The organism is Promicromonospora soli (genome assembly GCF_014653785.1).
Classification (GTDB): domain Bacteria; phylum Actinomycetota; class Actinomycetes; order Actinomycetales; family Cellulomonadaceae; genus Promicromonospora; species Promicromonospora soli.
The window spans coordinates 108,545-134,352 of record NZ_BNAS01000009.1 but is presented as its reverse complement, the minus strand read 5'-3'; the positions used below and the strand labels follow the sequence as shown (position 1 = coordinate 134,352).

Annotated in this window: 21 protein-coding genes and 1 pseudogene; 12 read left to right on the top strand and 10 right to left on the bottom strand. The window is 70.4% G+C overall.

The window, feature by feature from the left end; genetic code table 11:
• The first annotated feature begins 443 nt into the window (after positions 1 to 443).
• The gene (locus IE250_RS22615) at positions 444 to 704 is read left to right on the top strand and encodes a GlsB/YeaQ/YmgE family stress response membrane protein (protein WP_189671573.1); all 261 of its coding nucleotides are present in this window, start codon (positions 444 to 446) and stop codon (positions 702 to 704) included.
• Between the two features lie 55 nt (positions 705 to 759).
• On the opposite strand, the gene IE250_RS22610 is transcribed toward IE250_RS22615, so the two are convergent.
• Positions 760 to 1,326 carry a TetR/AcrR family transcriptional regulator gene (locus tag IE250_RS22610; RefSeq protein ID WP_189671572.1) on the bottom strand — a complete coding sequence of 189 codons (567 nt, stop codon included), beginning with the start codon at positions 1,324 to 1,326 and terminating at the stop codon, positions 760 to 762.
• Between the two features lie 85 nt (positions 1,327 to 1,411).
• Here IE250_RS22610 and IE250_RS22605 point away from each other — a divergent pair, with 85 nt between their 5' ends.
• Positions 1,412 to 3,937 carry an MMPL family transporter gene (locus IE250_RS22605; protein WP_189671571.1) on the top strand — a complete coding sequence of 842 codons (2,526 nt, stop codon included), beginning with the start codon at positions 1,412 to 1,414 and terminating at the stop codon, positions 3,935 to 3,937.
• Positions 3,938 to 4,014: 77 nt separating this feature from the next.
• Here IE250_RS22605 and uidB read toward each other — a convergent pair whose 3' ends face one another.
• Complete coding sequence (gene uidB / locus IE250_RS22600) at positions 4,015 to 5,481, bottom strand: glucuronide transporter (protein ID WP_189671570.1); 1,467 nt, start codon at positions 5,479 to 5,481, stop codon at positions 4,015 to 4,017.
• A 65-nt stretch (positions 5,482 to 5,546) separates the two neighbouring features.
• Complete coding sequence (uidA, locus tag IE250_RS22595) at positions 5,547 to 7,316, bottom strand: beta-glucuronidase (RefSeq protein WP_189671569.1); 1,770 nt, start codon at positions 7,314 to 7,316, stop codon at positions 5,547 to 5,549.
• Between the two features lie 156 nt (positions 7,317 to 7,472).
• Between uidA and IE250_RS22590 the strand changes: the two genes are divergently transcribed.
• From IE250_RS22590 to IE250_RS22555, 9 genes and pseudogenes are all read left to right on the top strand, one after another.
• Positions 7,473 to 8,513, top strand: a complete 1,041-nt coding sequence (locus IE250_RS22590) for a LacI family DNA-binding transcriptional regulator (RefSeq protein WP_229872703.1) — start codon at positions 7,473 to 7,475, stop codon at positions 8,511 to 8,513.
• Between the two features lie 256 nt (positions 8,514 to 8,769).
• Entirely contained in the window at positions 8,770 to 9,783 is a 1,014-nt protein-coding gene (locus IE250_RS22585; RefSeq protein WP_229872702.1) for a LacI family DNA-binding transcriptional regulator, read from the top strand.
• Positions 9,784 to 9,855: 72 nt separating this feature from the next.
• Positions 9,856 to 11,532 (top strand): ABC transporter substrate-binding protein, encoded by a 1,677-nt coding sequence (locus IE250_RS22580; RefSeq protein WP_229872701.1) that lies wholly within the window; start codon positions 9,856 to 9,858, stop codon positions 11,530 to 11,532.
• 81 nt (positions 11,533 to 11,613) lie between these two features.
• Positions 11,614 to 12,591: an ABC transporter permease gene (locus IE250_RS22575; RefSeq protein ID WP_189671566.1), complete on the top strand. Its 978-nt coding sequence runs from the start codon at positions 11,614 to 11,616 to the stop codon at positions 12,589 to 12,591.
• Between the two features lie 22 nt (positions 12,592 to 12,613).
• Positions 12,614 to 13,555: pseudogene (locus IE250_RS24715) on the top strand (ABC transporter permease); the annotation flags it as partial.
• Between the two features lie 141 nt (positions 13,556 to 13,696).
• Positions 13,697 to 14,623 (top strand): ABC transporter ATP-binding protein, encoded by a 927-nt coding sequence (locus tag IE250_RS24710; RefSeq protein WP_229872706.1) that lies wholly within the window; start codon positions 13,697 to 13,699, stop codon positions 14,621 to 14,623.
• Complete coding sequence (locus IE250_RS22565; protein ID WP_189671565.1) at positions 14,620 to 15,681, top strand: ATP-binding cassette domain-containing protein; 1,062 nt, start codon at positions 14,620 to 14,622, stop codon at positions 15,679 to 15,681. Before IE250_RS24710 ends, IE250_RS22565 begins: the two co-directional genes overlap by 4 nt.
• A 45-nt stretch (positions 15,682 to 15,726) precedes the next feature.
• Positions 15,727 to 17,271, top strand: coding sequence for a glycoside hydrolase family 32 protein (locus IE250_RS22560; RefSeq protein ID WP_189671564.1), 1,545 nt, complete (start codon positions 15,727 to 15,729; stop codon positions 17,269 to 17,271).
• Between the two features lie 58 nt (positions 17,272 to 17,329).
• Entirely contained in the window at positions 17,330 to 18,904 is a 1,575-nt protein-coding gene (locus IE250_RS22555; protein ID WP_189671563.1) for a glycoside hydrolase family 32 protein, read from the top strand.
• A gap of 57 nt (positions 18,905 to 18,961) precedes the next feature.
• On the opposite strand, the gene IE250_RS22550 is transcribed toward IE250_RS22555, so the two are convergent.
• Positions 18,962 to 19,759 (bottom strand): hypothetical protein, encoded by a 798-nt coding sequence (locus tag IE250_RS22550; RefSeq protein WP_189671562.1) that lies wholly within the window; start codon positions 19,757 to 19,759, stop codon positions 18,962 to 18,964.
• Positions 19,760 to 19,801: 42 nt separating this feature from the next.
• Between IE250_RS22550 and lnt the strand changes: the two genes are divergently transcribed.
• Positions 19,802 to 21,634 (top strand): apolipoprotein N-acyltransferase, encoded by a 1,833-nt coding sequence (gene lnt, locus IE250_RS22545; protein WP_229872700.1) that lies wholly within the window; start codon positions 19,802 to 19,804, stop codon positions 21,632 to 21,634.
• Here lnt and IE250_RS22540 read toward each other — a convergent pair.
• The 6 genes from IE250_RS22540 to IE250_RS22515 all read right to left on the bottom strand — a co-directional run bounded on the left by IE250_RS22540 (position 21,627) and on the right by IE250_RS22515 (position 25,736).
• Positions 21,627 to 22,364 (bottom strand): class I SAM-dependent methyltransferase, encoded by a 738-nt coding sequence (locus IE250_RS22540; RefSeq protein ID WP_189671561.1) that lies wholly within the window; start codon positions 22,362 to 22,364, stop codon positions 21,627 to 21,629. The genes lnt and IE250_RS22540 overlap by 8 nt on opposite strands.
• Positions 22,365 to 22,435: 71 nt before the next feature.
• A complete protein-coding gene (locus IE250_RS22535; RefSeq protein WP_189671560.1) occupies positions 22,436 to 22,882 on the bottom strand; it encodes a CHRD domain-containing protein in 447 nt (148 codons plus the stop codon).
• A gap of 206 nt (positions 22,883 to 23,088) precedes the next feature.
• Positions 23,089 to 23,313, bottom strand: coding sequence for a CsbD family protein (locus IE250_RS22530; RefSeq protein WP_189671559.1), 225 nt, complete (start codon positions 23,311 to 23,313; stop codon positions 23,089 to 23,091).
• A gap of 113 nt (positions 23,314 to 23,426) precedes the next feature.
• Positions 23,427 to 24,101, bottom strand: a complete 675-nt coding sequence (locus tag IE250_RS22525) for a trimeric intracellular cation channel family protein (RefSeq protein WP_189671558.1) — start codon at positions 24,099 to 24,101, stop codon at positions 23,427 to 23,429.
• A gap of 103 nt (positions 24,102 to 24,204) precedes the next feature.
• Positions 24,205 to 25,008, bottom strand: a complete 804-nt coding sequence (locus tag IE250_RS22520; protein WP_189671557.1) for a hypothetical protein — start codon at positions 25,006 to 25,008, stop codon at positions 24,205 to 24,207.
• A 173-nt stretch (positions 25,009 to 25,181) separates the two neighbouring features.
• Positions 25,182 to 25,736, bottom strand: a complete 555-nt coding sequence (locus IE250_RS22515) for a DUF305 domain-containing protein (RefSeq protein ID WP_189671556.1) — start codon at positions 25,734 to 25,736, stop codon at positions 25,182 to 25,184.
• Between the last annotated feature and the right edge of the window lie 72 nt (positions 25,737 to 25,808).

Below are 25,808 nucleotides of genomic sequence, written 5' to 3'. Positions count from 1 at the left end.
TGGTGCCCACGGGCGGAACCTGACCAGGTGGGCCTTCTGTGCGGCGGTGCAGTTCCTCGGGCCTGGGCTTGCGATCGGCGGAGAGGCCCGTGATCTTCGCCGGACCCGGCGAGCCCTCGACGAAGCGGGCGAATGTCTCGGTGCCCCGGATGACGGTGGGCACCGCGTCGTGGACCCGGCCCCGGATGCGGAGCAGGACGGCGTGGTGTCCCTGATCGACTGGGCCGGCACCCACCACGAGGACATCCACAAGAACCAGACCGCTTTCGACGCCGCCCACGCCGACTGACCGGTGATCAAGTGGGCCGTCCTGGAGACCTCCGGCGCCATCAGCAACGTGCAGAAGACCCGCGCCTGACGCCGGACCCGTCCGGGGTGGTGAGTGGCGGCCGGTTCTGGAAGCGTGGCTTGTCCTACGGCTGACGAATGGAGGACTGATTCCCATGATCGGGTTCATCGTCGCAGGTCTGGTCATCGGCGCTCTGGCGCGGCTCATCAGGCCAGGCAAGCAGAACCTTGGACTGCTCGCCACGCTCCTGCTCGGGCTGGCCGGGTCGGTGATCGGCGGCGTCGTCGCCAATCTGCTCGGCACCGGGGACATATTCGAGCTGAACGTCGTGGGCTTCATCGTGGCGGTGATCGCGGCCGTCCTGCTGATCGGCGCGGCGGAGGGGCTGGCCGGCCGTCGCAAGGGAGCCGCCTGACGGTGCCCGTCACTGAGCAGACCTGAGAAGCGCTATGACCAGGCCGGCCAGAAGCTCAGGGCAGCAGCAGGCTCACCAGTCGCTTTGCGGCGCCCGGCGCGGCGGGCGTGCGCTGGAGCACGTGCACGAGGACCGCGCCGATCAAGGTGTCGACCACTTCCTTGAGCGGAGTGCCCGCGGGCAGGTCGCCCGCCTTGGTGGCGGCGCCCAGCCGCGTGGTGAGCAGGGTTGACACGCCGAGCGACGCGTCGAGCTGGCGACCGACTGACTCGTTCTCGGCGGCGACGATGACGAGGGACCGCACCAGCCCGCCGTTCTCCGGTGCGTCGGTGAACCGGAACAGGGCGTCGAGCCAGGTGGTCAGGTCGTTCCGGATGTCACCGCTGTCGGGTGGGACGAGATCGACGGGCAGCAGGCGGCCCTCGAACAGGCACTCGGCCACGAGCTCGCTCTTGGACTTCCACCACCGGTAGATCGTCTGCTTGGCGACGCCGGCCTCGGCGGCGATGCCCTCGATGGTGAGGTGGTCGTACCCGCGTTCCGCGAACAGCGCGGCAGTAGTTTCCAGCACCGCGATGCGCGCGGACTCGCTCCGGGCTGCTCCACGTCGACGCTCCGCCATGGGACGATCCTACGGAACTATTAGCGAGACGCAACGTTGCGTATATGATTGCCGCATCGCCACCGAGAACCCAAGGAGAACGACGATGGCTGAGTTCCTGTACAAACTGGGCAAGAGCGCCGCACGGCGCGCATGGGTGGTGATCGGCTCCTGGGTGCTGGTGCTCGCTCTCACCGGCGGCGCATTCGCCACCTGGGCGGGGACGCTCGCCACGAGTTTCGACATCCCGGGCCTCCCATCCTCTGAGGTGGTCGAGGAGCTCGCGGACGGTCTGCCCGACCTCGCCGGGGCCTCGGGCACGATCGTGTACCGCACGCAGGACGGCTCACCGCTCACGGCCTCGCAGCAGGCGCGGATCAGCGAGCTGGTCGACGACGCGGGCGACCTGCCCGACGTCTCCGCCGTGAACGACCCTTTCGAGGCCGAGAAGGAACGCGCCGCACGGGCCCAGGACATCGAGGACGGGCAGGCGCAGCTCGACGACGCCCGCGCGGAGCTGCGGGCCGGCCAGGAGAAGCTGGACGCGGGCTCCGCCCGGCTCGACGCGGGCCAGGCGGAGCTGGACGCCGGCCAGGCACAGCTCGACGCCGCACGCGAACAGGCCGAGGCCGCAGGGTTACCGACCGACGAGCTGGACGCCCAGCAGGCGCAGCTCGATGCTCAGCAGGCTCAGCTCGACGCCGAAGGTGCCGAGGAGGGCCAGACCGAGATCGACGAGGGTCGCGCCACGCTGCAGGAGAAGGCGGCGCAGCTCGACGAGGGCGCAGAGCTGCTGCACCTTGCCGAGAACATCCGCCTGGTCTCCGAGGACGGCTCGACCGCTCGGGTGAACGTCGCCTTCGACGTGCCCCGCCTCGAGCTGCAGGACGAGTCCAAGCAGGCAGTCGTGGACCACTTCACCGCCGAGCCGATCGACGGCGTCGAGGCGGCCGCGTCGTCGGACATCTCCCAGGGCGTGCCGAGCCTCGTGGGGCCGGGCGAGGTCACGGGGCTCCTGTTCGCGGCCGTGGTGCTGCTCGTCATGCTCGGTACTGTGCTCGGCGCGGGCATCCCCATCGTCACCGCGCTGACCGGCGTGGTCATCGGCGCGCTCGGCGCGCTGTCCTTCTCGGGCGTGGTGGAGATGGCGTCGGTGACGCCGGTGCTCGGCCTCATGCTGGGCCTCGCGGTCGGCATCGACTACTCGCTGTTCATCCTCAACCGGCACCGCAAGCAGCTGCTGCGCGGGATGACGGTGCACGATTCGATCGGGCTGGCGAACGGCACGTCCGGCACGGCAGTCGTGTTCGCGGGCAGCACCGTGATCGTCGCGCTGCTGGCCCTGAACATCACCGGCATCCCCTTCCTCGGCCTCATGGGCACAGTGGGCGCCGCCTGTGTGGCCATCGCGGTGCTCGTCGCGATCACCCTCACGCCGGCCCTGCTGGGGCTGCTCGGGGAGCGGGTCGTCAGCCGCAGGGACCGGGCAAAGACGGCCGACAACGACAGCGACAACGACGACGCCGTCGCGGACGTCAAGCCGATGTCCACCGTCCGCGCGGTGGTCACGGTGCTGGTCAGCGCCGCCGCCCTGCTGGCGCTGGCGCTCCCCGCGCAGTCGATGCGACTCGGTCTGCCCGACGGCTCCTCGGAGCCCGCCGGCTCACAGGGGGAGCGCGCCTACACCATCTCCGAGGACGCGTTCGGCACCGGCAGCAACGCCCCGCTGCTGGTCGCCGTGAACCTGCCCGCCGGCCTGGACGAGGCCGGGGAGAGGGGAGCGCAGCTCGCCGTGGCCCGCGTCCTGTCCGACGTCGACGGCGTCACGGCGGTCGCACCGATCGCCGTCTCCGACGACGGCCGCCTGGCCGCCTTCCAGGTGGTACCCGCCGACGGCCCCAACAGCGAGTCCACCGAACTGCTCGTGCGCGCCCTGCGTGACCTGCCGCCCGTCGACGGCGACCTGACGCTCGGCGTCGCCGGCCAGGCCGCCATCAACATCGACATCTCGGAGAGCCTGAACGATGTGCTACCGCTGTACCTGGTGGTCGTCGTCGGTCTGTCGCTGCTCATCCTCGTGCTCGTGTTCCGCTCGATCCTGGTGCCGGTCATCGCGACCGGCGGGTTCGTGCTGTCGCTCCTGGCGACGTACGGCGCGATCACCGCGGTGTTCCAGCAGGGGTTCGGCGCGAGCCTCATCGGGCTGGACGGCACCGGCCCGATCCTCAGCTTCCTGCCGATCATCCTGGTGGGCATCCTGTTCGGACTCGCCATGGACTACCAGCTGTTCCTCGCCACCGGCATGCGCGAGGCCTACGTCCACGGAGACCCGGCGCGCCTCGCGGTCGCCCGGGGCTTCCGCGCCGGCCGGTCCGTGGTGATCGCCGCCGGGCTCATCATGGTCTCCGTGTTCGGCGGCTTCGTGTTCGCCGACTCCGCCATGATCCGGTCGGTCGGCTTCGGCCTGGCGTTCGGTGTGCTCGCGGACGCGTTCGTGGTCCGGATGCTGCTCATGCCGGCGCTCATGCACCTGCTCGGCAGGAGCGCCTGGTGGCTGCCGAAGTGGCTCGACAGGATCCTGCCCGACGTCGACGTCGAGGGCGCCACCCTCGGGCGCCGTCACCACACGTAGGCCAGGTTGCAAGTCTCTTCGCGGGCCGGGCGATCCGCAGAGCGGTCGCTCCGGCCCGCGGAGGTGCGTCGTGCTGGTCAGTCCAGCACAGAAGAGGCCGGATCCGAGGGCGCCGGAGAAGCTGAGCGCTGTCCGTCGGGGCCGTTGTCGCCGCCGCCCTGCTGCCGGCGCGCGGCGATCTCGGCCACGATCTCAGCGTGGCGAGTGTCGGTCAGGGGGTAGGCGAGCATGATCAACGCGGCGGCGAGCGCACAGAGGGCCGGGACGATCCCGGTGCCGATGCGGATGCCCCACAGGGCGGCTTCCGTCTGCTCGGGGGCACCGGCCGCGTAGCCGCCCAGAGCGAGTGCGTAGGCTCCGACGGCACCGCCGATCGCCTGGCCCGTCTTGCGGGTGAAGGAGAACAGCGCATAGGTGATGCCTTCGGTCCGCACGCCGGTCCTCCACTCGCCGTACTCGACCGTGTCCGCCTCCAGCGCCCAGACGAGCATGTTGACCAGCAGGAAGCCGAACATGCCCAGGACCAGGCCGGCGAACGGCAGCAGGATCACGTTGGTGGGGGACAGCGCGACGATCAGCCCGCCGAGCGCCGTCACCACGGAGCCGCCCATGTACGCGGTGCGCTTGCCGAACCTTCGCACCAGGAACGGGATCGCAGGAGCGAGCACGAACGTCGCGACCAGCTGGATCGTGGACAGGACCGGGTACAGGTGCAGTGCGTGCAGCACGTCGCGTACGTAGTACAGCTGCAGCGTGCTCAGGGACAGCCCACCGGTGATGAACAGGACCGAGCTGACGCACAGCATGAGCAGGGGACGGTTGCCCTTGAGGGTGGTGAAGCTCTGCCGCATCGAGACATGGGTGACCTCGCGCTGCACCCGTTCGCGGCAGGTGAAGAAGGTGAACAGGTAGCAGGCGGTGCCCACGACCATGAAGCACAGGGTGGCGACGGTGAACACCGTCTGCAGGTCCGCCCCGGGCACCAGCCGCGGTGCGATGAGGATGCCCAGACCGGCGCTGACGATCGAGCCGCCGACGCTGCGCGCGCTGGCCAGCTTTGCTCGCTCGCTGGGTACCTGGGTCATGGCGCCGGCCAATGAGCCGTAAGGGATGTTGACCAGGCTGTAGGCCAGGCCGAGCGCGGCATAGGTGAGGTAGGCGTAGACCAGCATGCCGGTGTGTCCGATCTGCGGGACGGCGAACGTCGCCACGCTCAGGCCGAGCAGCGGGACGCTGCCGAACAGCAGGAACGGGCGGAACTTGCCCAGGCGCTTGCTATAGGTCCTGTCCACGATGCGGCCGGCGAGGATGTCGGCGAACGCGTCGAAGATGCGCACGACGAGCAGCAAGGTGCCGGCCGCCGCAGCGCTGATCCCGGCGACGTCGGTGTAGTAGATCAGCAGGAAGGCGCCGGCTGTGGCGAACGCGAGGTTGTTGGCGAAGTCGCCGGCGCCGTAGCCGAGGATCGCCTTCGCGCTCAGTCGGTCGGGGGCGCTGGACGCCGGGTTCGACGATGTCGGGGTAGGCGGTGCTGAAGTGGACATGGGACGGCTCCTTTGCCTGGATGTCGCTGCCTGGGTTGTCGGTCTGGGGAGGTGTTGCGGGTGGGTCAGTGTTGCCGCGTGGTCCAGCGCGCGCGCAGGAGGTGGGCGGCGGCCTTGGGTCGGCGGTCTCGGGTGAAGACGCCCTTCTTGTTCCCGTCGACTCGGAAGATCGCGGACGAGGTCTGGAAGTCGGCGAAGTTCCATACCTGCTCGCCGACGACCGCTTCGACGCGGTCGTGCACCCGGTGGTAGAGGTCCAGGACGTCGCGCTGGTACTCCTCGGTCCACGGCTGGGTGTGGACCGCGTGCAGACCCGCGACGGCGTCGGCGCCGTACTCGGTGACGATGAGCGGACGGTTGTGCCGGTCCTGCCACCGGCGCAGCTCGTCCTCCAGGTGCATCTCGGCGGAGGCCAGGTCGGCGGTGTCCTCGTACCAGCCGAAGTACCGGTTGAGGCAGATGACGTCGACGAGGTCGGCGACCCGGTCGGTCTCCGGTGTCGCCATGCCGAGGTTGACGAACGTGACCGGCCGGGACGGGTCGAGCTCACGGGTCAGCGCGATCAGCGGCTCGAAGTACTCGCGAGCGCCGGCCTCGTTCGAGGCCGGTTCGTTGGCGACCGACCAGAGGATCACCGAGGGGTGGTTCTTGTCGCGCCGGACCAGCTCGCGTAGTGCCTGCGCGTGTGCCGCCTGGGTGCGGTCGTTGATCGTGTCGGGGGAGAAGGTTGCAGTCCCGCTGCTGCCGAAGATGCCGCCCCCGATGTTGAGGTTGAGACCGACGGCGGCGGTCTCGTCGATGACCAGGTAGCCGTGCCGGTCGGCGTACTCCAGGACCTCTTCGGCGTACGGGTAGTGCGAGGTGCGGAAGCTGTTGGCGCCGGTCCAGCCCATGAGTGCGAAGTCGTGCACCAGGTAGGCGTCGTCGTGCCCCTTGCCGCGCACGGGGGTGTCCTCGTGCTTGCCGAATCCGGTCAGATAGACCGGCTCTTCGTTGACCAGCAGCCGGAGCCCGTCGACCCGCACGGTGCGGATGCCGACCGGTAGGACGTACTCGTCGGCGAGCAGACCGTCGCGCTCCAGCACGGCGCGCAGGGTGTAGAGGTTCGGGCTGCCAGGGCCCCACAGGCGCGCGTCCGGGACGCGCAGGTCGGCGCTGGTCCCGTCCGCGCTTGCGACGACGTCGCCGTCGGCGTCCTCCAGGTGGAGGCGGACTGTGCCGACGCCGTCCACCACGGACTCCACGTGCACGACGCCGGTGGTGCCGTCGATCTCGGTGGTGACCGTGAGGTCTTCGATCCTGTCGGCGGGAGTGCTGTAGATGGCCACCGAGCGGGCCAGGCCGGCGTAGTTGAAGAAGTCGTGCAGGTAGCGCTGGCGGCGCGCCCCGGTCGGGGTCACCTCCACGGTGCCCGGGGGGATCGTCTCGTTGGTCAGGGTGTTGTCCACGCCGATCGTCAGGCGGAACTCGTCCCCGGAGCGCACCAGATCGGTGACGTCGGCCTCGAACGGGGTGTACCCACCGACGTGCTCGGCCACGAGCTGTTCGCCGACGTACACCCGCCCTGCGTGGGTGGCGGCGTCGACGCGGACGAACACCCGCTCGTTCGCCCATCCGCGGGGGACGCGCACGGTGCGCTGGTACCAGACCCAGCCCACGTGCTCGCGCAGCGACGGCGCCACGAACAGGTCGTTGTAGCTGGCCGGCACCGGGGCCTCGAGCGTGCTGGGCAAGGGCCGGCTGCCGGGGGCGTGGTCGAGGTCGCCCGCGACGAACCGCCACAGTCCGTCCAGAGGCAGAAGCTCGCGGGTCGCGGAGATCTGAGGTTTGAGCATGGATTCTCCTGCGTCGTTGACAGTCGGGCGGGCGGGACCGAGTGAAAGCCGACCACATGGTCGGTGTTGATGTCAACCGGTTGCCATCCGGTCGAACGCAACGCTGCGACCCGAGTGATGGTCGTGTGACAGCAGGGCTGTGGTTCGATGGGGCCCGTGAGTGCGGATTCCGACAAGGCGGCGAAGAAGACTGACAAGCGGCCTACGGCAACCGGTCGCCGTGCTGCGGTCACCATCTACGACGTCGCCCGTCATGCGGGAGTGAGCCCGTCGACCGTCTCGCGTGCGCTGGGCAAGCCGGGGCGGATGTCGGCGCGGATGGAGCGGCGGATCCAGGACGCGGCCGCCGAGCTCGGCTATCGCGTGAACCCGATGGCCCGTGCGCTGCCGACGGGTCGCACCCACACGCTCGGCCTGATCGTCACGGACTTCACCAACCCGGTGTACTTCGACCTGGTGCGCGGCGCCGAGCGGGCAGCGGGCGTGGCGGGGTGCACGATGGTGCTTGCCGAGTCTCAGGAGTCCGGTGAGGCGGAGTCGAATGCCGTGGAGCGTGTGCGCCCGCTGGTGGACGGTCTTGTGCTGGCCGCACCCCGGCTGGATGACGAGGCCCTGACTGCGATCGCGCAGGACACCTCACTGGTGCTGATCAATCGCGTCGTCCCGGACATCGCATCGGTCGTCGTCGACGTCCGGGACGGTCTGACTGCCGCGCTGGACCACCTGCGGGCGCATGGGCACGGATCGATCGGCTATCTCAGCGGTCCGGCCCGTTCGTGGATCAACGCCCGGCGGTGGGAGGTGCTGCTGGAGGAGGCCCCACGGCGCGGCATGCACGTCGTGGAGATCCAGACCAGCGAACCGACCCTCGCCGGCGGGCGCGACGCGCTGCGGCGGGTGCGTGCTGCCGGCGTCAGCGCACTGGTCGCCTACAACGACCTCATCGCGATCGGTCTGCTGCGCGAAGCACAGGCCACCGGGCTGAACGTGCCCGGCGATCTCAGCATCGTCGGGTTCGACGACATCTTCGGCGCCGAGCTCACCACACCAGGGCTGAGCACGATTCGCGTTCCGCTCGGCGCGCTGGGTGAGGCGGCGATCCATGTCCTGATCGGCCGCGTGAACCCCGAGGAGCACGAGCCGGCGAAGACCGAGTTCGTGCGCCGGCAGAGCACGGGCCCAGCCGCCGCTCGCTGACAGGAGTCGGACAGGCCCAGCGCGCGGAGTGAGCGGAGGGGACGACCACAAGCCGGCTCGTTCACTCCGAGAATGGCCCTCTGAGGCCACCCCGTTCCCCCCGCGGTCTACCACGGGATCCGAGGCGTTTCTGCAGTCAGCCCACGGTTGACGACGGTTCCTAACGCGCGTAACCTCCTCCTAACGCGAGTTAGTAAGAGGGAGAACGTCAATGTCGACGAGCGATGCCACACGCCGCCGCCCCCGAGATGAGGGGGTGAGGAGCCCGCGACGCGGCGCCACGATGGGCGACATCGCGGAACGGGTCGGCGTCTCGCGTACGACGGTCTCGTTCGTGCTCAACGACCGCCCGGACGCCGGGATCCCGGACGAGACGCGGCGCCGCGTGATCGACGCCGCCGCCGAGCTCGGCTACCGCCCGAACGCGGGTGCCCGGGCGCTCGCGGCACGCCGGAGCGACTGGTACGGGATCGTGACGGAGATCGTCACCGCGCCCTTCGCGGTCGACGTGATCAAGGGCGCGCAGGACCGTGCGCTCGAGCAAGGCAAGTTCCTGCTCATCGCATCGAGCGAGTCCGAGGTGGCCACCGAGGCCGCCGGGATTGAGAAGCTGCTCGAGCAGAGGGTCGAGGGGCTGCTCTACGCCGCCACCTGGCACCGGGCGGTCCACGTGCCAGACGTGGTTCGCGAGGTGCCGGCCGTGCTCGTCAACTGCTTCGATGCCGAAGGCAGCCTCCCCGCCGTCGTCCCGGACGAGGTGGGCGGGGGCCGGCGCGGCACGCAGCGACTGCTCGACGCGGGGCACACCCGCATCGGCTTCATCACGCTCGACCCGGCGATCCCCGCGAGCGTGGGCCGTCGCCAGGGCTACGAGGAGGCGCTCAACGACGCCGGCGTCCCGGTGGACCCCGCGCTCGTCATCGCGGGCGACGCCACGGCCGACGGCGGGTACGCCGCCGCCTGCGAGCTCCTGGACAGCGCGGACCGCCCGACGGCGATCTTCTGCGGCAACGACCGGATGGCCATGGGGGCCTACGACGCCATCAAGGAACGTGGCCTCGCGATCCCGCGCGACGTGGCCGTCGTGGGGTTCGACAACCAGGAGCTCATCGCCGCGTACCTGCGTCCGCGGCTCACCACCATTGCCCTTCCCTTCCAGGAGATGGGCGCTCGCGGCGTCGACATGCTCGCCGCGCTCACAGCAGGACAGCCGATCGGCACGGAGACCGTGACGATCGACTGCCCGCTGCTCGAACGGTCGTCGGTCTGACGCCAATCAACCCCGGCGACCACAACACCCCCACCCTTCGCCTTCAGCGATGAAGAGAGGAATGCGATACCGATGATTTCACGTTTTCGCCTGGTCCGGCGCGCAGCGCGCGTGGTCGCGCTGGCACTGGCAGGCACCCTAGCCCTCGCGGCATGCGGGACGGGCGGCTCGGGCGGTGGCACCAACGAGGGTGCCTCCGATGTGCCGCTGATCGTCCCGCGCGAGGACATGGGGACCTTCGTGCGCAACTTCAACCCGTTCTCGCCGAACGTCGCCCCCATGACCCAGCAGGCGGTCTACGAGCCGATGTTCGTCTACAACCCGGCTGACGGCAGCACGACGCCGTGGCTCGCGACCGAGTGGAGCGTCTCTGACGACGGCAAGGAGCTGACCTTCTCGCTGCGCGACGGCGTCCAGTGGTCCGACGGAGAGCCGCTGGTGGCCCAGGACGTCGTCACGACGTTCGACCTGCAGAAGAAGGTTCTCGGCGGATTCGAGTATCTCGACAAGGCCGAGGCGGTCGACGACGCCACCGTGGTCTTCCACCTGAACCGGGTCTACTCGCCGGCGCTCTACGAGATCGGTCAACAGATCCTCATCCCGGACCACGTGTGGTCCAAGGTGGACGACCCGGCCAAGGAGGCCAACGAGTCCCCGGTCGGCACCGGGCCGTACACGGAGGTGCTCAGCTTCGAGAACCAGTCGTTCGATCTCGGGCCGAACCCGAGCTACTGGCAGCCCGAGAAGCAGAAGATCCCGTCGATCCGCATGCTCGCGTTCGCGGGGAACGACGGCGCGAACCTGGCCGCTGCCAACGGTGAGGTGGACTGGGCGCCGCAGTTCATCCCCAACATCGAGCAGGCGTTCGTCGCGAGGGACCCGGAGCACAACCACTACTGGTTCCCGCCGACCGGCTCGATGGTCAACTGGCAGCTCAACACGACGAAGGCGCCCTACGACGACGTCGACGTCCGCAAGGCGCTCAGCATGGCGATCGATCGCGAGCAGATCGTCGACGTCGCGATGCAGGGCTACACCTACCCCGCGGACTGCACCGGTCTGTCCGGTGCCTACGACCCGTGGCGCGACGCGGATCTGGCCGACTCGTGCGAGTGGACCCAGCGTGACGTCGAGGCCGCCAACGCGTTGCTCGACGAGGCGGGCTACCCGCGCGGTGGAGACGGGAACCGCACGCTCAAGGACGGTTCTCCGTTCACCGCCACGATCTCGGTGGGCTCCACGTCGTCCGACTGGCTGTCGGTCGCCGAGATCATCTCGCAGAACCTGGCCGAGATCGGCGTCGAGGCATCCGTCGACTCGCCTGACTGGTCCGCCGTGGTGGCGGGCTACGAGGACGGCTCCTTCGACACCGGCATCGTGTGGAGCAACAACGCCCCCACTCCGTACCAGTTCTACCGCGGCGTCATGTCGACCGCGACGGTCAAGCCCGCGGGCGAGCAGACGTTCGAGAACTACCACCGCTTCGGCGACGAGCAGGCGGACGCCCTGCTCGACGAGCTGGCCGCGACGACGGACGAGGACGCCCAGCGCACGATCGTCAACGAGCTCCAGGCCGAGTTCGACGCCGAGGCACCGGTGATCCCCCTGTTCCCGGGCCCGGAGTGGGGCGCATACACCGACGCACGGTTCACGGGATGGCCGACCGAGGAGAACCCGTACGCCACGCTGAGCACGCGCGCTCCGACCACGGTGCTGGTGCTCACGACCCTCGAGCCCGCGCAGGGCTGACCGCCGTCCGGCCGGCGCGACCCGCGCCGGCCGGACGCCACACCATCAGACCTCCCGTACCGCACCGAAACGGAGGACGCCGTGCTCTTCGTCCTGCGGCGACTTGGCTTCTACCTGCTCGCCTTCTGGGTGTCCGTCACCCTGAACTTCCTTCTTCCGCGTTTCATGCCGGGCGACCCCGTCTCGCGGATGTTCGCCCGCTCGCAGAGCCGGATGACGCCGGAGCAGATCACGCAGCTCCAACAGCTCTTCGGGCTCGACGACCGCCCGCTCTGGCAGCAGTACGTCGACTACCTGGGCAACGTGTTCACGGGGGAGATGGGTGTCTCGATCTCCCGCTTCCCGACGCCCGTCGTCGAGGTCATCGCCGGGCAGATCGGCTGGACGCTCCTCCTGGGCGGGACCGCGCTGCTGATCGCCGTCGTCGTCGGCAACCTGCTGGGCATCCTCGCCGCCTGGCGACGCGGCGGGTTCCTCGACTCGATGCTGCCGCCCGTGCTCGTCTTCGTCGGCTCGTTCCCGTACTTCTGGCTCGCGATGGGTGCGCTCTACCTGTTCGGGGTCTCGCTCGGCTGGTTCCCGCTGCGCCACGCGTTCAGCGCCGGCACCTCCCCGGCATGGACAGGTGAGTTCGTGAGCGACGTTGCCGTGCACCTCGTCCTTCCCGCCGTCACGATCGTCGTGGTCTCGGTCGGCGGCTGGATGCTCGCGATGCGCAACACGATGATCGCCACGAACGCCGAGGACTACATCGTCATGGCCGAGGCGAAGGGCCTGCGCCCGGGCCGCATCATGTTCCGCTACGCGGCCCGCAACGCCATGCTCCCGGCCGTGACGTCCTTTGGCATGTCCCTCGGCTTCGTGGTCGGCGGCGCGCTGCTGACCGAGGTCGTGTTCGCCTACCCCGGCGTCGGCTACCAGCTCCTCGCCGCCGTGCAGGGGCTCGACTACCCGCTCATGCAGGGCATCTTCCTCACGATCACGGCGGCCGTGCTGATCGTGAACTTCCTCGTCGACATCGTCTACGTCCGTCTCGACCCGCGCGTGCGGGTCTCCTGACGGAGCCAAGGAGACCAAGACCGTGTCCGTCACAGAATCCACGTCGGCGTCTCTCGGCGCCGCCCCCGGCGCCGGCTCACGTCCGAAGGTACCCCGCGACCTGACGCCCGACGCGCCGGCCCCGGCCCGCCCGTCCGGCAGGCCCACGCCACGCCGGGGATTCCTGCGCAGCCTGCTCCGGAACCGCAAGGCGACCCTCGGCGTCGGGATCCTCCTCCTCTTCGGCGCGCTCGCCCTCCTCGCGCCCCTCCTGGTGCCCGGGGATCCCACGGTCATCACGGGCTCTGGTTCCCAGGCGCCGTCCGCCGCGCATCTGCTCGGGACGACGGCCAAAGGGCAAGACGTCCTCGCCCTCACCCTCTGGGGTGCCCGGTCGTCGCTCGCGGTCGGCTTCCTCGTCGGTCTCGCCGCGACCCTGGTGGGCGTGACCGTCGGGCTCGCCGCCGCCTATTTCGGCAAGGTCACCGACGACGTCCTGTCCCTCGTGACGAACGTCTTCCTGCTCCTGCCCGGGCTGCCGCTGCTCGTCGTCCTGGCGGCGTTCCTGCCGCCGGGCGCCGGGACCGTGGTCGTCGTCCTCATCGTCACCGGCTGGGCGGGTGCTGCGCGCGTGCTGCGGTCATTGGCGCTGTCCATCCGGGCCAAGGACTTCGTCGCCGCGGCGACGGTCACCGGCGAAGGTTCGGGCTGGATCATGTTCCGCGAGATCCTGCCCAACATGGCGTCCATCGTCATGAGCACCTTCCTCGGCGTGGTGATCTTCGGCATCGGCAGCCAGGCCGGGCTCGAGTTCCTGGGCCTTGGCGACGTCTCGGTCGTCTCGTGGGGCACCAACCTGTACTGGGCCAGCAACGACGGCGCGCTCATGGTTGGCGCCTGGTGGGCCTTCCTGCCCTCAGGTCTGTGCATCGCGCTCGTCGCCTTCGCGCTGTCCCTCCTCAACTACGCGGTCGACGAGGTGACGAACCCCCGGCTGCGCGTGCCGCGCCGCCGGCGGGCGGGGGTCCACGCACCCGGCGGCGGAACGGTCGTGTCCGGCGTCGCGGACGCGGCCACGAGCAATGCCACCAGCCCAGCGAGCGCGACCGGGCACAGTCCGACCCCCGTGCTCGAGGTGCGGGACCTCACCGTCGAGTACCGGGGGGAGAACCGCACCGTCGTCGGTGCCGACCGCGTCTCGTTCACCATCGGCGAGGGCGAGGTCTTCGGCCTCGCGGGGGAGTCCGGCTGCGGGAAGTCAACGGTTGCCCACGCGATCATGCGCCTGCTGCGCGCGCCGGCCGTTATCACCGATGGAAGCGTGCGGTTTTGCGGGCGCGACGTACTCGCGATGCCGGACGACGAGCTGCGCAGCTTCCGCTGGCGCGATGTCGCGATGGTGTTCCAGTCCGCCATGAACTCGCTCAACCCCGTCATGACCATCGGCGACCAGATCGCCGACGTCTACACCACGCACGAGCGGGTCTCGCGCAGCGAGGCGTTGCGGCGCGCCGGCGACCTGCTCGAGCTCGTCAAGATCGAACGCTCGCGGCTACGTGCATACCCCCACCAGCTCTCCGGGGGCATGCGGCAGCGGGTCGTGATCGCAATGGCGGTGGCTCTGCGTCCGCGGCTGCTCATCATGGACGAGCCCACCACGGCGCTCGACGTCGTCGTGCAGCAGGAGATCATGGCGCAGATCGCGGACCTGCGCCGAGAGCTCGGCTTCGCCGTGCTGTTCATCACCCACGACATGTCGCTGATGATCGAGCTCTCCGACCGGATGGCCGTCATGTACGGCGGGCGGTTCGTCGAGTCCGCACCCGCCGCGACGATCCTCGCGGAACCGCGCCACCCGTACACGCGCGCTCTGATGAATGCGTTCCCGCCGCTGACCGGACCCCGTACCGAGCTCAGGGGTCTCGCCGACGGCGTGCGGTTCACCGACATCGGCGACCTCGTCGAAGTGGTCGGGGGCCACTGGGTGGCGCCCCACGACGAGCCTGACGACGACCGCCACGACCAGCTCCGCGACGAGGAGGCCTCCGAATGAGTGCCACGACCGACAACGCACGCGAACGAGCCGGCACCGTCGCCGCTGACGGCGCGCCGGTGGTGGAGATCCGCGGCCTGGTCAAGGACTTCCCGGTCGGCGGCCTCCTCTCGCGGGGCAGGTTCCGCGCGCTCGGCGGCATCGACCTCGATGTCCGGCGCGGGGAGATCATGGCCCTCGTCGGTGAGTCCGGCAGCGGCAAGTCCACGATCGCGCGGTGCGTGGCGCGGCTCGAGCAGCCGACGTCGGGCACGCTGCGCGTGGACGGCGTCGACGTCCTCGCGGCCGAGCCCCGGCGCGCGTCCCGCGCGTACCGGGCCAAGGTGCAGATGGTCTTCCAGGACCCGTTCGGCTCCCTGAACCCCGCGCACCGCGTCGAGCACTTCCTCACGCGGGCTCTCGTGCTGCACGGTCGCGCGACGTCGGCCTCGACGCTCAAGAGGCGGCTCACGGAGCTCCTGGACACGGTCGACCTGGACCACGCCCTGCTCGACGCCTACCCGCACGAGCTGTCCGGGGGGCAACGTCAGCGAGTCGCGATCGCCCGCGCGCTGGCGGTCGAGCCGGAGGTCATCCTCGCGGACGAGCCCACGTCGATGCTCGACGTGTCGGTACGCATCGGGATCCTCAACCTCATGCGCCGGCTGCGCGACGAGCGGGGCATCTCCCTGCTCTACATCACCCACGACCTGGCGGCGGCACGGTACATCGCGGACCGGACGACGGTGATGTTTGCCGGTGAGGTGGTTGAGGCTGGGGAGTCGACCGCTCTCATGGCCGGTCCCGCCCACCCGTACACCCGGCTGCTGCTGTCGGCCGTCCCGGACCCGCGGCGTGCGGGGACGTTCGACCCTGCCGAGCGGGCTGCGCTCCGCGCGCAGGTGCTCGGCGCCACGACGTGCCCCTACGCGGCAGACGGGCGGTGCCGGGACGACGCGCCGGTGCACCATGTCGTCGAACCGGGCTGGACCGTGCGCTGCCACCGCTACCGCCCGCACGCCGAGGTGGCCCGCCGGGCACTCGACGTGTCCGGCACGGCTACCGCCCAGACCGCCTAGACATTCCCTGATCAGGCAACGCCCACCAGACAAGGACAGAGCTGCATGAGTGAGCCGACCGTCGGCACCGCACGACGGGCCGACGACCGGATGGTCGAACGCGCCCAGGCCGATCCCCATCGACCCCGCTTCCACTTCGTCTCGCCCGCAGGATGGCTCAACGACCCGAACGGTCTGGGCCAGTGGGACGGCACCTTCCATCTCTTCTACCAGTACAACCCGTACTCACCGGTCCACGACCGGATCCACTGGGGGCACGCGACCAGCACCGACCTCGTTCGCTGGACGGACGAGCCGGTCGCGCTCGTCCCCGGCGAGACCGGACCGGACGCCGAAGGATGCTGGTCCGGCGTTCTCGTGGACGACGGCGGGATCCCGACGATCGTGTACTCGGGACGGCACGCCGGGCGCGAGCTGCCCTGCGTCGCGACCGGCTCCGGGGACCTGCGCACCTGGACGCCGGCCGAGCAGAACCCGGTCATCGCCGCGACACCACCGGGCGTGGACGCTACGGCTTTCCGCGACCACTGTGTGTGGCGGGAGGACGGCCGGTGGCGCCAGCTCGTGGGATCGGGTATCCGAGGACGGGGCGGCGCCGCATTCCTGTACGACTCGGCGGACCTGCGTTCCTGGGAGTACGTGGGCCCGCTGGTGGTCGGCGACGCGTCGACCGGCGAGGCCGGGGACGCGGACTGGACCGGGACGATGTGGGAGTGCGTGGACCTGTTCCGGCTCGCCGGCCGGGACACAGCCACGGACATCCTCGTCTTCTCCGCGTGGGACCAGGGAGTCACCCACCACCCGCTGTACTGGATCGGCGCCTACGAGGGCGACGTCTTCACGCCGCACCGGCTCGGGCGTCTCGACTACGGCGGCCGGTACTTCTACGCTCCGCAGTCCTTCCAGGACGCCGAAGGCCGGCGTCTGATGTTCGGGTGGATGCAGGAGGGCCGGCCCGACGCCGCGACCCTGCTCGCCGGATGGTCGGGCGTCATGTCGCTGCCACGGCACGTGACGTCGGCGCCCGACGGGACGCCGGCCCAGGAACCCGCCGCCGAGGTGAGCCTCCTGCGGCGCGAAGGCATCCACACCGTCCCGGGCCTGCTGCGTGCCGGCGAGCGCCGAGCCGTCGATATCTCGGGGGACCAGCTCGACCTGGAGATCGACGTCGTCCTGAGCGCGGACAGCAGCCTCGAGCTCGACGTCCGGGTCGCCGGGCAGGCCGACGACCCGGACGGCGAACGCACGCGTCTCGTGCTGCAGCGTGACCGAGGTGGCGCGGTCACGCTGCGGCTCGACCGCTCGCGGGCCAGCCTGGACCCCGCCGTCGACGGCACGCCCCGGTCGGGCGAGGTCCCGACCGGGCCCGACGGCGCCGTGTGCCTGCGGGTGATCGTCGACCACTCGGCCCTGGAGGTCTTCGCGAACGGCCGGCCGCTCACCGCGCGCGTCTACCCGACCCGGCCCGACGCCACCGGCGTCGAGCTCGCCGCGCCCTTCGGCGCGGTCACCGTGACGCGGCTCGACGGCTGGCACATGGCCGACGCCTGGGATGCCCGACCCCGAGAACTGTGGCCGACGCCGCCCTGACGAAAAGCCGCTCCAGAAGTACGCATGACAACCAGTGACGACAGAGAGGTCGACCACAATGACCACCATCCAGCCATCCCGCCGAGCACTGCTCCTCGGTGCGGCCGGCGGCCTCGCCGCCGGCGCCGTGCTCGGGGCGCCCGGCGCGGCAGCCCTCGCCCCGTCCGCATCCGACAAGCTTCGAGGAACCCGGCGTGTGAACCAGACCTATCGCCCCGCCTACCACCTGAGCGTCCCGGACAACTGGAAGAACGACCCGCAGCGCCCCATCTACCTCGACGGCGAGTACCTCTACTACTACCTGTACAACGCCGACTACCTGGCCGGAGGCGGGGGTACGGCCTGGCGGCTCGCGACGACCCGTGACCACGTCGCCTTCACCGACCAGGGCGTCGCCCTCCCGAAGAACACCAACGCGAACGGCGACTGCTGGTCCGGATGCCTCGTTGTCGATCACGAGGGCACGGCGGGATACGGGCCCGGCGCCGTCATCGCGCTCGTCACGCAGGCGCCAGCCGGAAAGCAGGCGCAGTACCTGTGGTACTCGACGGACCGCGGCCGCACGTTCCAGCCCGGCGGCACCGACCCGGTGCTGCCGAACCCCGGCGTGCACGACTTCCGCGACCCCAAGGTCATCTGGGACGACGCCCGGTCACGGTGGTTCATGGCGAACGCCGAGGGGAGCCGGGTCGGGTTCTACGCGTCGGACGACCTGCACCACTGGGTGCGAGTCGGAGAGTTCGTCAAGGAAGACATCGGGCTCCTCGAGTGCCCCGACATCTTCTCGATGCGAGCCGGCGACGGCTCTGACCACTGGATCCTCGGCGTCAGCGCCAACGGCAAGGGACGCGGTCTCCCTGCGACGTACGCCTACTGGACCGGCAGCTTCAACGGGTCCGGCTTCGTCCCGGACGGGGTGGAACCGCAGTGGCTCGACTGGGGATACGACTTCTACGGCGCCGTGACCTATCCGGGCCACAGAGCCGACGGGACCGAGGACCCCGCCGTCCGTCATGCGCTGGGCTGGGCGAACTTCTGGGACTACCCGCACAACGCGCCGAGCATGGCGACCGACGGCTACAACGGCGACGACATGATCGCGCGGGACCTGCGTCTCGAGCGTGGCGACGACGGGACCTACTATCTCGCCTCGCAGCCGACGGTGGCGCTCGCCGACTACGTCACCCGCACCCATCGACTGGGCGACGTCCGCGTCGACGGCACGCACGACCTCGACGTCACCGCACGGGCCTACGAGATCTCGTGCGACCTCGTGTGGGACCCCGCGAACCGCCCCGGTAACATCGGGTTCGAGCTCTGCCGGGCCCCGGGCGGTGGGCGGCACGTCGCGGCGGGTGCATACCTCGACGGTGGGTTCGTCTTCGTCAACCGGCGCCCGACCTTCAACCCGACCGGGGGAGAGTCCCAGACACCGGTCGACCGCACGGCCGGACGCCTGCGCTTCCGAGCCCTGGTCGACCACGCCAGCGTCGAGGTCTTCGTGGGTGACGGGCGAATCGTGCACTCCCACCGGGTCTTCCCGCTCGCCGGTGACAACCACATCCGTCTCTTCTCCTACGGCGGGGCAGCCGACTTCGAGGACCTGACGGTGCGCGAGCTCGAGGTGAGCTGACCTTCTCCCTCCGCCTGTCGTTCGACAGGCGGAGGGAGTACCCGGCGGTCGCCTGCGTCAGTCGACAGCCGGGGCCACCCAATCGACCGTGACCGGGTCGCTCACCACGAGCCGGCTCTCACCGTCGACCATCGCCAGGACCACTGCCCGGACGTCGTACTCGCCGTCCGGTCGGGGGTCGTCGTAGTTCGTGAAGCCGCTGCCCTCGTCCACACCGCTCGGCCAGCAGGTGGTCGCGTTCGCGACCCCCGTGAGGCCGCTGATCCGGCGCATCGCGGGGTCGGTCGCGTCCTCCTCCCAGGCGGAGTAGTCGCCCGTCGGGAGGCCCTCGGCGTCGGCGGCCTCGAGAATCGGGCCGCCCCCTTCTTGCCAGCCCAGGTCTAGGTCGACCACCACGTCGCCCTGCGCCCAGACGAGCTGGGCGTCGTCGCCGAAGTCCAGCGTCGCGTCGTCGCCGAGCTCGTGCTCGAGGAGGACCGGCTGGTACACGGTGCCGTCAGCACCCGTGACCATCGGGCCGGTCAGCTCGAGACTGAACCGGTCGTCCTGCGTCACGAGGTCGGTCGCGCTCATCCCGCACGCGACGCCGTCCCGCTGGGACCAGCCGTCGGGGACATGTCCGGCCTCGAACGGGATCGTGGTCGGCGCGGAGTCGTCGCTGGGGGAGGGAGTCGCGACCTCCGCGGACGGCGCCGGTGCGGCCGCCGTAGGGTCCGTGGTCCTGGCCGTGCCGGTGTCGCCGGCCGGGCTGCACCCGGCCACGGCCGCCGCGACGCAGACCGTCATGCCGAGCACCAGGCCGGCTCGGAGAGTGCGGGTGGCGCGTACGCCGCCCTTCTTGCTGTCGATCGTCATGGTGACATGTTCAGCAGTCGGTGCATTTAGCGCAAATCGGACATGACGCCCTGGGTGGCGGCGCGACCACCGCCCGTGATCGCCCTCGACGTCCTCGACGACGCAGGTCTTCGCCTACGATGCGATCGACCAGCCCTCTGGTCACCGACCGTCAGTGCCAACACCACCGTCGCGGCCCCCGGTGCCGTCCTCCGCTACCTCACTCACGAAGGCGAAGAGATCCTGGTTGACAACGTCATCGGGCCAGTGCGGCTGGCCGCGAACAAGGCGGCGGCTCGGTTCGCGCCACCAGCACGTGACAGCACGTACGCCGAGCGCCCGCTCGTGCCGGTGTGGGCGGCACTCGGCGTCGCCATGGCCGGCGGGTTCGCGCTCGATGCGGCCTTCCCCTCGCTCGGCTGGTGGCCGCTCGCGTTCGTCGCCGTGACGCTCGCTCTGGTCTCCCTCGTCGGGAGGAGCCTGTGGGGCAGCGTGCTCGTCGGGGTGGCGTTCGGCGCCGCGTTCTACTTTCCGCACGTGTCATGGGCCTCGCAATTCCTCGGCGACGACCCCCTCGGCTGGGTGCCGTGGGTAGCCCTGGCGACCGCCGAGACGCTTGTCCTCGCGGTCCTCTCGCCCCTCATCACGCTCGCCTACCGTTGGCTACCGCGCTGGCGTGACACCGCGAGCGCGCGGCTCGCCGTGCTCCCGGCGCTCGTGGCCGGGGCCTGGATGGCGCGCGAGCTCGTCCTGGGCTCCTGGCCGTACAGCGGGTTTCCCTGGGGTCGGCTCGGGATGAGCCAGTCGGAGAGCCCGATTGCCCCCGTCGCATCGTGGCTGGGCGTGTCCGGCCTTGGGTTCCTCATGGTCGCGCTCTGTGCCGGAGCGGTCGAGGCCGTCCGGTGGGCAGCCCGCGTCAAGCAGGCGCGCGCCGACGACGCCCGTGCTCGCTCGGTGGCTCGGTGGTCGGGCGCGCTGCCCGTAGGCCTGCTCGCCGTCGTCATGACGGTGGTTCCCCAGTTCCCGACCGCCGACGCCGGGACGATCCGGGTCGGCGCCGTGCAGGGCAACGGACCCGCGGCCTACGCGGACCAGCGCGCCCCGCAGGACGTGCTGCGTTCACAGCTGGCCGCCTCCACGCCGCTGGAGAGCGAGCGGGTCGACGTCGTGGTGTGGCCGGAGGGCGGCGTCGACAGCGATCCCGCTGCCGATCAGGCCACCGCACGGATGCTCTCTGCGGCCGCCGACTCGTACGGTGCTCCGATCCTCCTGAACGCGGCGTCGGAGGTCGGCGATCTCGTCTACAACACCTCGTTCCTGTGGACCGAGGACGGCCCCGTAGCGACGCACGCGAAACGACACCCCGTGCCTTTTGGTGAGTACATCCCGGACCGGTGGCTCTACGGCGCGATCGTCCCCGGACTCGTCGACCTGCTGGTGCGCGAGTACACGCCCGGTGCCGACTCACCGGTTGTCGACCTCGGCCGGGCGAGCGTGGGCCTGGCGATCTGCTTCGACGTGGCCTTCGACGACGTCATCCAGGAAGGCGTGCACGACGGCGCGCAGGTGTTCATGTTCCAGACGAACAACGCCGACTTCCGCGGCACCGACGAGAACCTGCAGCAGCTCGCGATCGCCCGCATGCGCGCGATCGAGACCGGCCGCAGCGTCGTCAACCTCTCCACCACGGGTACCAGCCAGGTGTTCGCACCCGACGGGAGCACGCTCCAGGCGCTCCCGTTCGACGAGGCCGGGCTCATGGTGGCCGAGATCGAGCTCCGCGACGGCCTCACCGCGGGGACGGCGCTCGGCCCGTGGATCCAGGGGCTGGCGCTGTGGGGAACGCTCGCGAGCCTTGCCGCGCTGGCCATAGCCGCACGACGCCGTCTCAGCTGAGGCGGTAGAAGCGGAAGAACGCGAAGTCCGCGATCGGCAAGACCTCGAGCTCGCCGAAACCGGCGGCCTCGGCGTACTCCCGCAGCCGGGACGGGCGCATCACCGTCCCGGTGGCCGCGCTCGGGCTGCTGGAGCGGCCGTCGGGCAGGCAGACGAAGATGCTGTAGCCGTACATGAGGCGCTCGACCTCGTCGCCGTCCGGCGCGAACGAGTCGGCCACCGCCTCGTCCATCACGATCAGCGGAGCGCAGGGCGTCAGCGACTTCCGGACGGCTGTGAGCACGTCGACCGGCCGGGGCATGTCGTGGACGCACTCGAAGGCGAAGGCCACGTCATAGCGACCGGCCGGAAGCTCAGCGGCGTCACCGTGGGAGAACCGGACCCGGTCGGCGACGCCGGCGGCCCGGGCGTTCTCGACAGCCATCGATACCGACGGTTCATCGATATCGATCCCATGGACCACGGCGGTGGGGTACGCCCGGCCCAGCGCGATGCTCGACCAGCCGCCACCGCAGCCGACGTCCAGGACGCGGGCGCCGGGACGCGCGAGCAGCCCGTGCAGCTCCTTTACGCCGGCGAGCGCCTTCGCCAGCCGGTGCTCGAACCACGGCCGGTTCACGTCCGACTGCCCTTCTCGTGCGTCATCGCCGAACTCGTCCCAGCTCAGCCCGTCGCCGGTGCGGTAGACCTCGAGAAGCCGGGGGAGAGCGGCACCGACCGCGCCGAACATCCGGCCGACGGGGGCCAGGAAGTTCAGGCTGTGCTGGTTGACCAGGACCTCCGCGGTGATCTTTCGCGGCCTCAGTGCGTGAGCTGCCCCCGGATCTCGCCGCCGGGGAACGTCGGCGTGTGCACGTTGACGTAGTAGTCCCGCGGGTTGTCCTCGATATCGGCGAGGAGTGCCGGGTCGGCCGTCACGCAGTCGCTGAGGCTGAAGCTTGTTCCCTCCCCGACGTCGAGCGGCACGACGATCGGGCCCGCGACCTTCCGGTCGCCGACGTGGATGTGCGCCGCAACGGCGTCCACCGACAGGTTCCTGGCGGTGAGCGTGTAGCACAGGGTGTCGTCGTCGATGGTGTACGTGAAGGAACCGCTCGCGCCGGTGTGGGAGCCCGTCGTCTCCTGACCGACGTTGAGCGGGACGGAGTTCGGTGCTCCGCTCGCGGGCGATCCCGCCGCGAGCATCAGCCCGAGGCCGAGGGCCGCGGCGGCGACCGGCCGGACGAGGGTGGAGTGGTTCCTGGGCATGGCCGATCTCCTTTACGTTCCGACTCGCGATCCCCGTCGATCGCGACCATTTCGACTCTACGTCCGTGCCCAGGAGCGGACCACACCAGACAGCATTTCCCGGACATCCTCCGGACACGGTGGTGCTGGCAGCCACCCGCGCGAGGGCTGGTGTTCATCGGCAGCGTGGCCGGGCTGAAGTACAGCCCGGCCACCTGGTGGAGGGGTCAGCGGTTCCGGTCTCGCATCTTGTCGACCATGTCCTCGCCCTTGTCCTTGACGTCTTCTGCCACGTCCTTGACCTTGTCGCCGGCCTGCTTCGCCTCGGCGGCGAGGATCTCACGGCGGCCTTCGGCCTCCATCTCAGGGTCGTCCCCCGCGTCACCGAGGTTCTTCTTGATGCGGCCCTCGGCCTCCTCGGCCTTGTGCTCGATCTTGTCGCCCGTGCTCATGGCGTCTCCCCACCTCGTGGAGCCCGAGCCGGCGGGCCCGAGCGCCCGAATTCGACTCTCCGGGCACTTACAACGGTGTCACCGGCGACGGTCACTCGCACCGCGCGTTGGTCTCAGGGCCGCCGGCGGCGCGGTCGGTGTGGTGCGACGTCGTCGTGGCTGCGCGCCGAGTGACGGTGGCCGCCGGCGGGAGGCGCCTCCCAGCGATAGCGCAGGGAGACCATCCGCAGGCCGAACACGAGCGCGGCGATCGCCGCGCCGGCGCCGAGGTTGAACCAGTCCGCCCAGGAGGCGAGGCTCGTGAGCCCGGCCCCGAGCAGCGCCGGGATGGCGTACAGGCCGCGTGCGCGGAAGACCTGCGGCACGTCGTTCGCGACGACGTCGCGGATGACGCCGCCGCCCACGGCGGTGATCAGGCCCAGAATCGCGGCGGCTACCGGGTTCATGCCCTCGGCGAGCGAGACGAGCGTGCCGGTGACCGAGAAGAGGGCCATGCCGGCGGCGTCGAACGTGATCAGGACGTCGTGGAAGCGCTGCACGACGTGGGCGAAGAAGTACACGACGATCGCGGCGACCACGGGCGGGACGAGGTAGATCGGTGAGTCGAAGGCCCGCGGCACCCCGGCGGCGAGGATGACGTCCCGCAGGATCCCGCCGCCGAGACCGACGCAGGTGCCGAGCATGAGCGAGCCGACGATGTCGAAATGACGCCGGACGGCGAGCAGCGAGCCCGACACGGCGAAGAAGAAGACGCCCAGGAGGTCCGGGACGAGGTCCGTCCACGCCACGACGGACTCCTCTCGGCCTCGAAGCGAGCTGACAGGTCAACCATAAGCGGGCTGCAGGCGTGGAGCCGCCCCCCGCGATTCTGGCCGGCCGGCCGCCCGCCGGTCAGTCGTGCTCCTCGCCGGGGGCGTGGGAGTGGCCGTCGCCGGACGGTTCCGGCTGCTGGGTCTTCTTCCCGTCCTCTGCGGGCGCTTCGGAGCCACCGGTCGTGGCCGGGTCCGTCGGCTCGTGCATGTCGTGGTGGTCGTGGCCACCTCCCTCCCCGGTGCCGTGCGCGTGGCTGTGCTCCAGCGCGGCGGACACGCCGGGAACAGCGGTGGCCCCGAACGTCAGGAGGGCGAGCCCGACGACCGTGCGATAGCCCACGGGGGTCAGTACGCCGTGGCGTTCTCGCGGTAGGAGCGACCACAGCAGGCCGACCACGGCGACTGCCTCCAGCGCGCCGACGATCAGGTCTGCGGGTCCCGCCGGCTCAGGGACGCCCGCGCCGGGTCCGAACGGCATCCCGCCGACGCGGCTGACCGCCCACACGGCGAGCAGCCCCAGGTTGGCGACCAGCCCAGCCACCCGGAGAACCGCACTCTCGAACAGGAACTGGAGCACTCCCCAGACCACCTGGAACGCCGTGGCGGCGGTGAAGAAGACCCCCGCGAGGATCCACTCCTCCCAGTGGCTGGGGGTGGCGGCGCAGTGCACCACGCCCGCCGCCAGGCCGGCCATCGCGGCCGTCTGGCGGGCAAGGTTGGCGTCGGTACGGGTAGTGCCGCGGGAGGCCTTCGCGGCGTGGCGGGGAGGCTGCAGGCGGCCCGCCGGGCTGCTGCCCGACGGCGGAGGGGCGGTCGGGAAGGGAGCTCCGGGCGTCGGCCCGGTGGAAGGCAGCAGTGCGCCGCGGTCTTGGGGATGGCTCAACGGCTCTTCCTCACGTCGTGTCGACGCACCGGTGCCGGCGTCGCACGGTGGTCACGTACCGTGCGCGACGCCGGCCCTGAGAAGTCGGCCATCTGCTCGGCCCGGGCCGGCAGGCCAGGGCCGAGCAGAACAGTCACAGCTCGGCGCGATGGGTGTGGGCGGTTGCTCGCCGCTTACTCCGCAAGCAGGCCCCGCATGGTCTCGATCTCGGCGGTCTGGGTCTCGATGACGGACTCGGCCATGGCGACCGCGTCGGCGTTCGCGCCGTCGGCGACCTCGGTCTCGGCCATGGCGACCGCGCCCTCGTGGTGCGCGATCATGTGCTCGAGGAACGCGTCCCCGACCGCTGCGCCGTCGGAGTCGGCCAGGTGCTGCATGTCGGCTTCGCTCAGCATGCCCTCCATGCCGTGGTCCATGCCCTCCATACCGGCCTCGCCGGCGTCCCACTCCTCGAGCCAGACGTTGAGCTGTTCGATCTCCGGGCCCTGGGCGGCCTTGATCTGCTCAGCGAGGGCGGCGATCTGCGGGTCGACCCCGGACTTGGCCAGGACGACGTCCGAGACCTCGATCGCCTGCTCGTGGTGGGGGACCATCATCTGGGCGAACATCACGTCCGCATCGTTGAAGGCCGGCTCCCCGGAGCCCGCGCCGGTCGACGCGTCGTCGGAGCAGGCTGCCAGGGTCAGGGCGGAGATGAGCGCGACGAACGTCGCGGTGGTGCGCTTCAAGGAACAAGTACCTCTCGATAGACGTAGGGGTGCCCGGATGGGCCTCGTGCAGCGGCCGGCGCACTGGTCCTG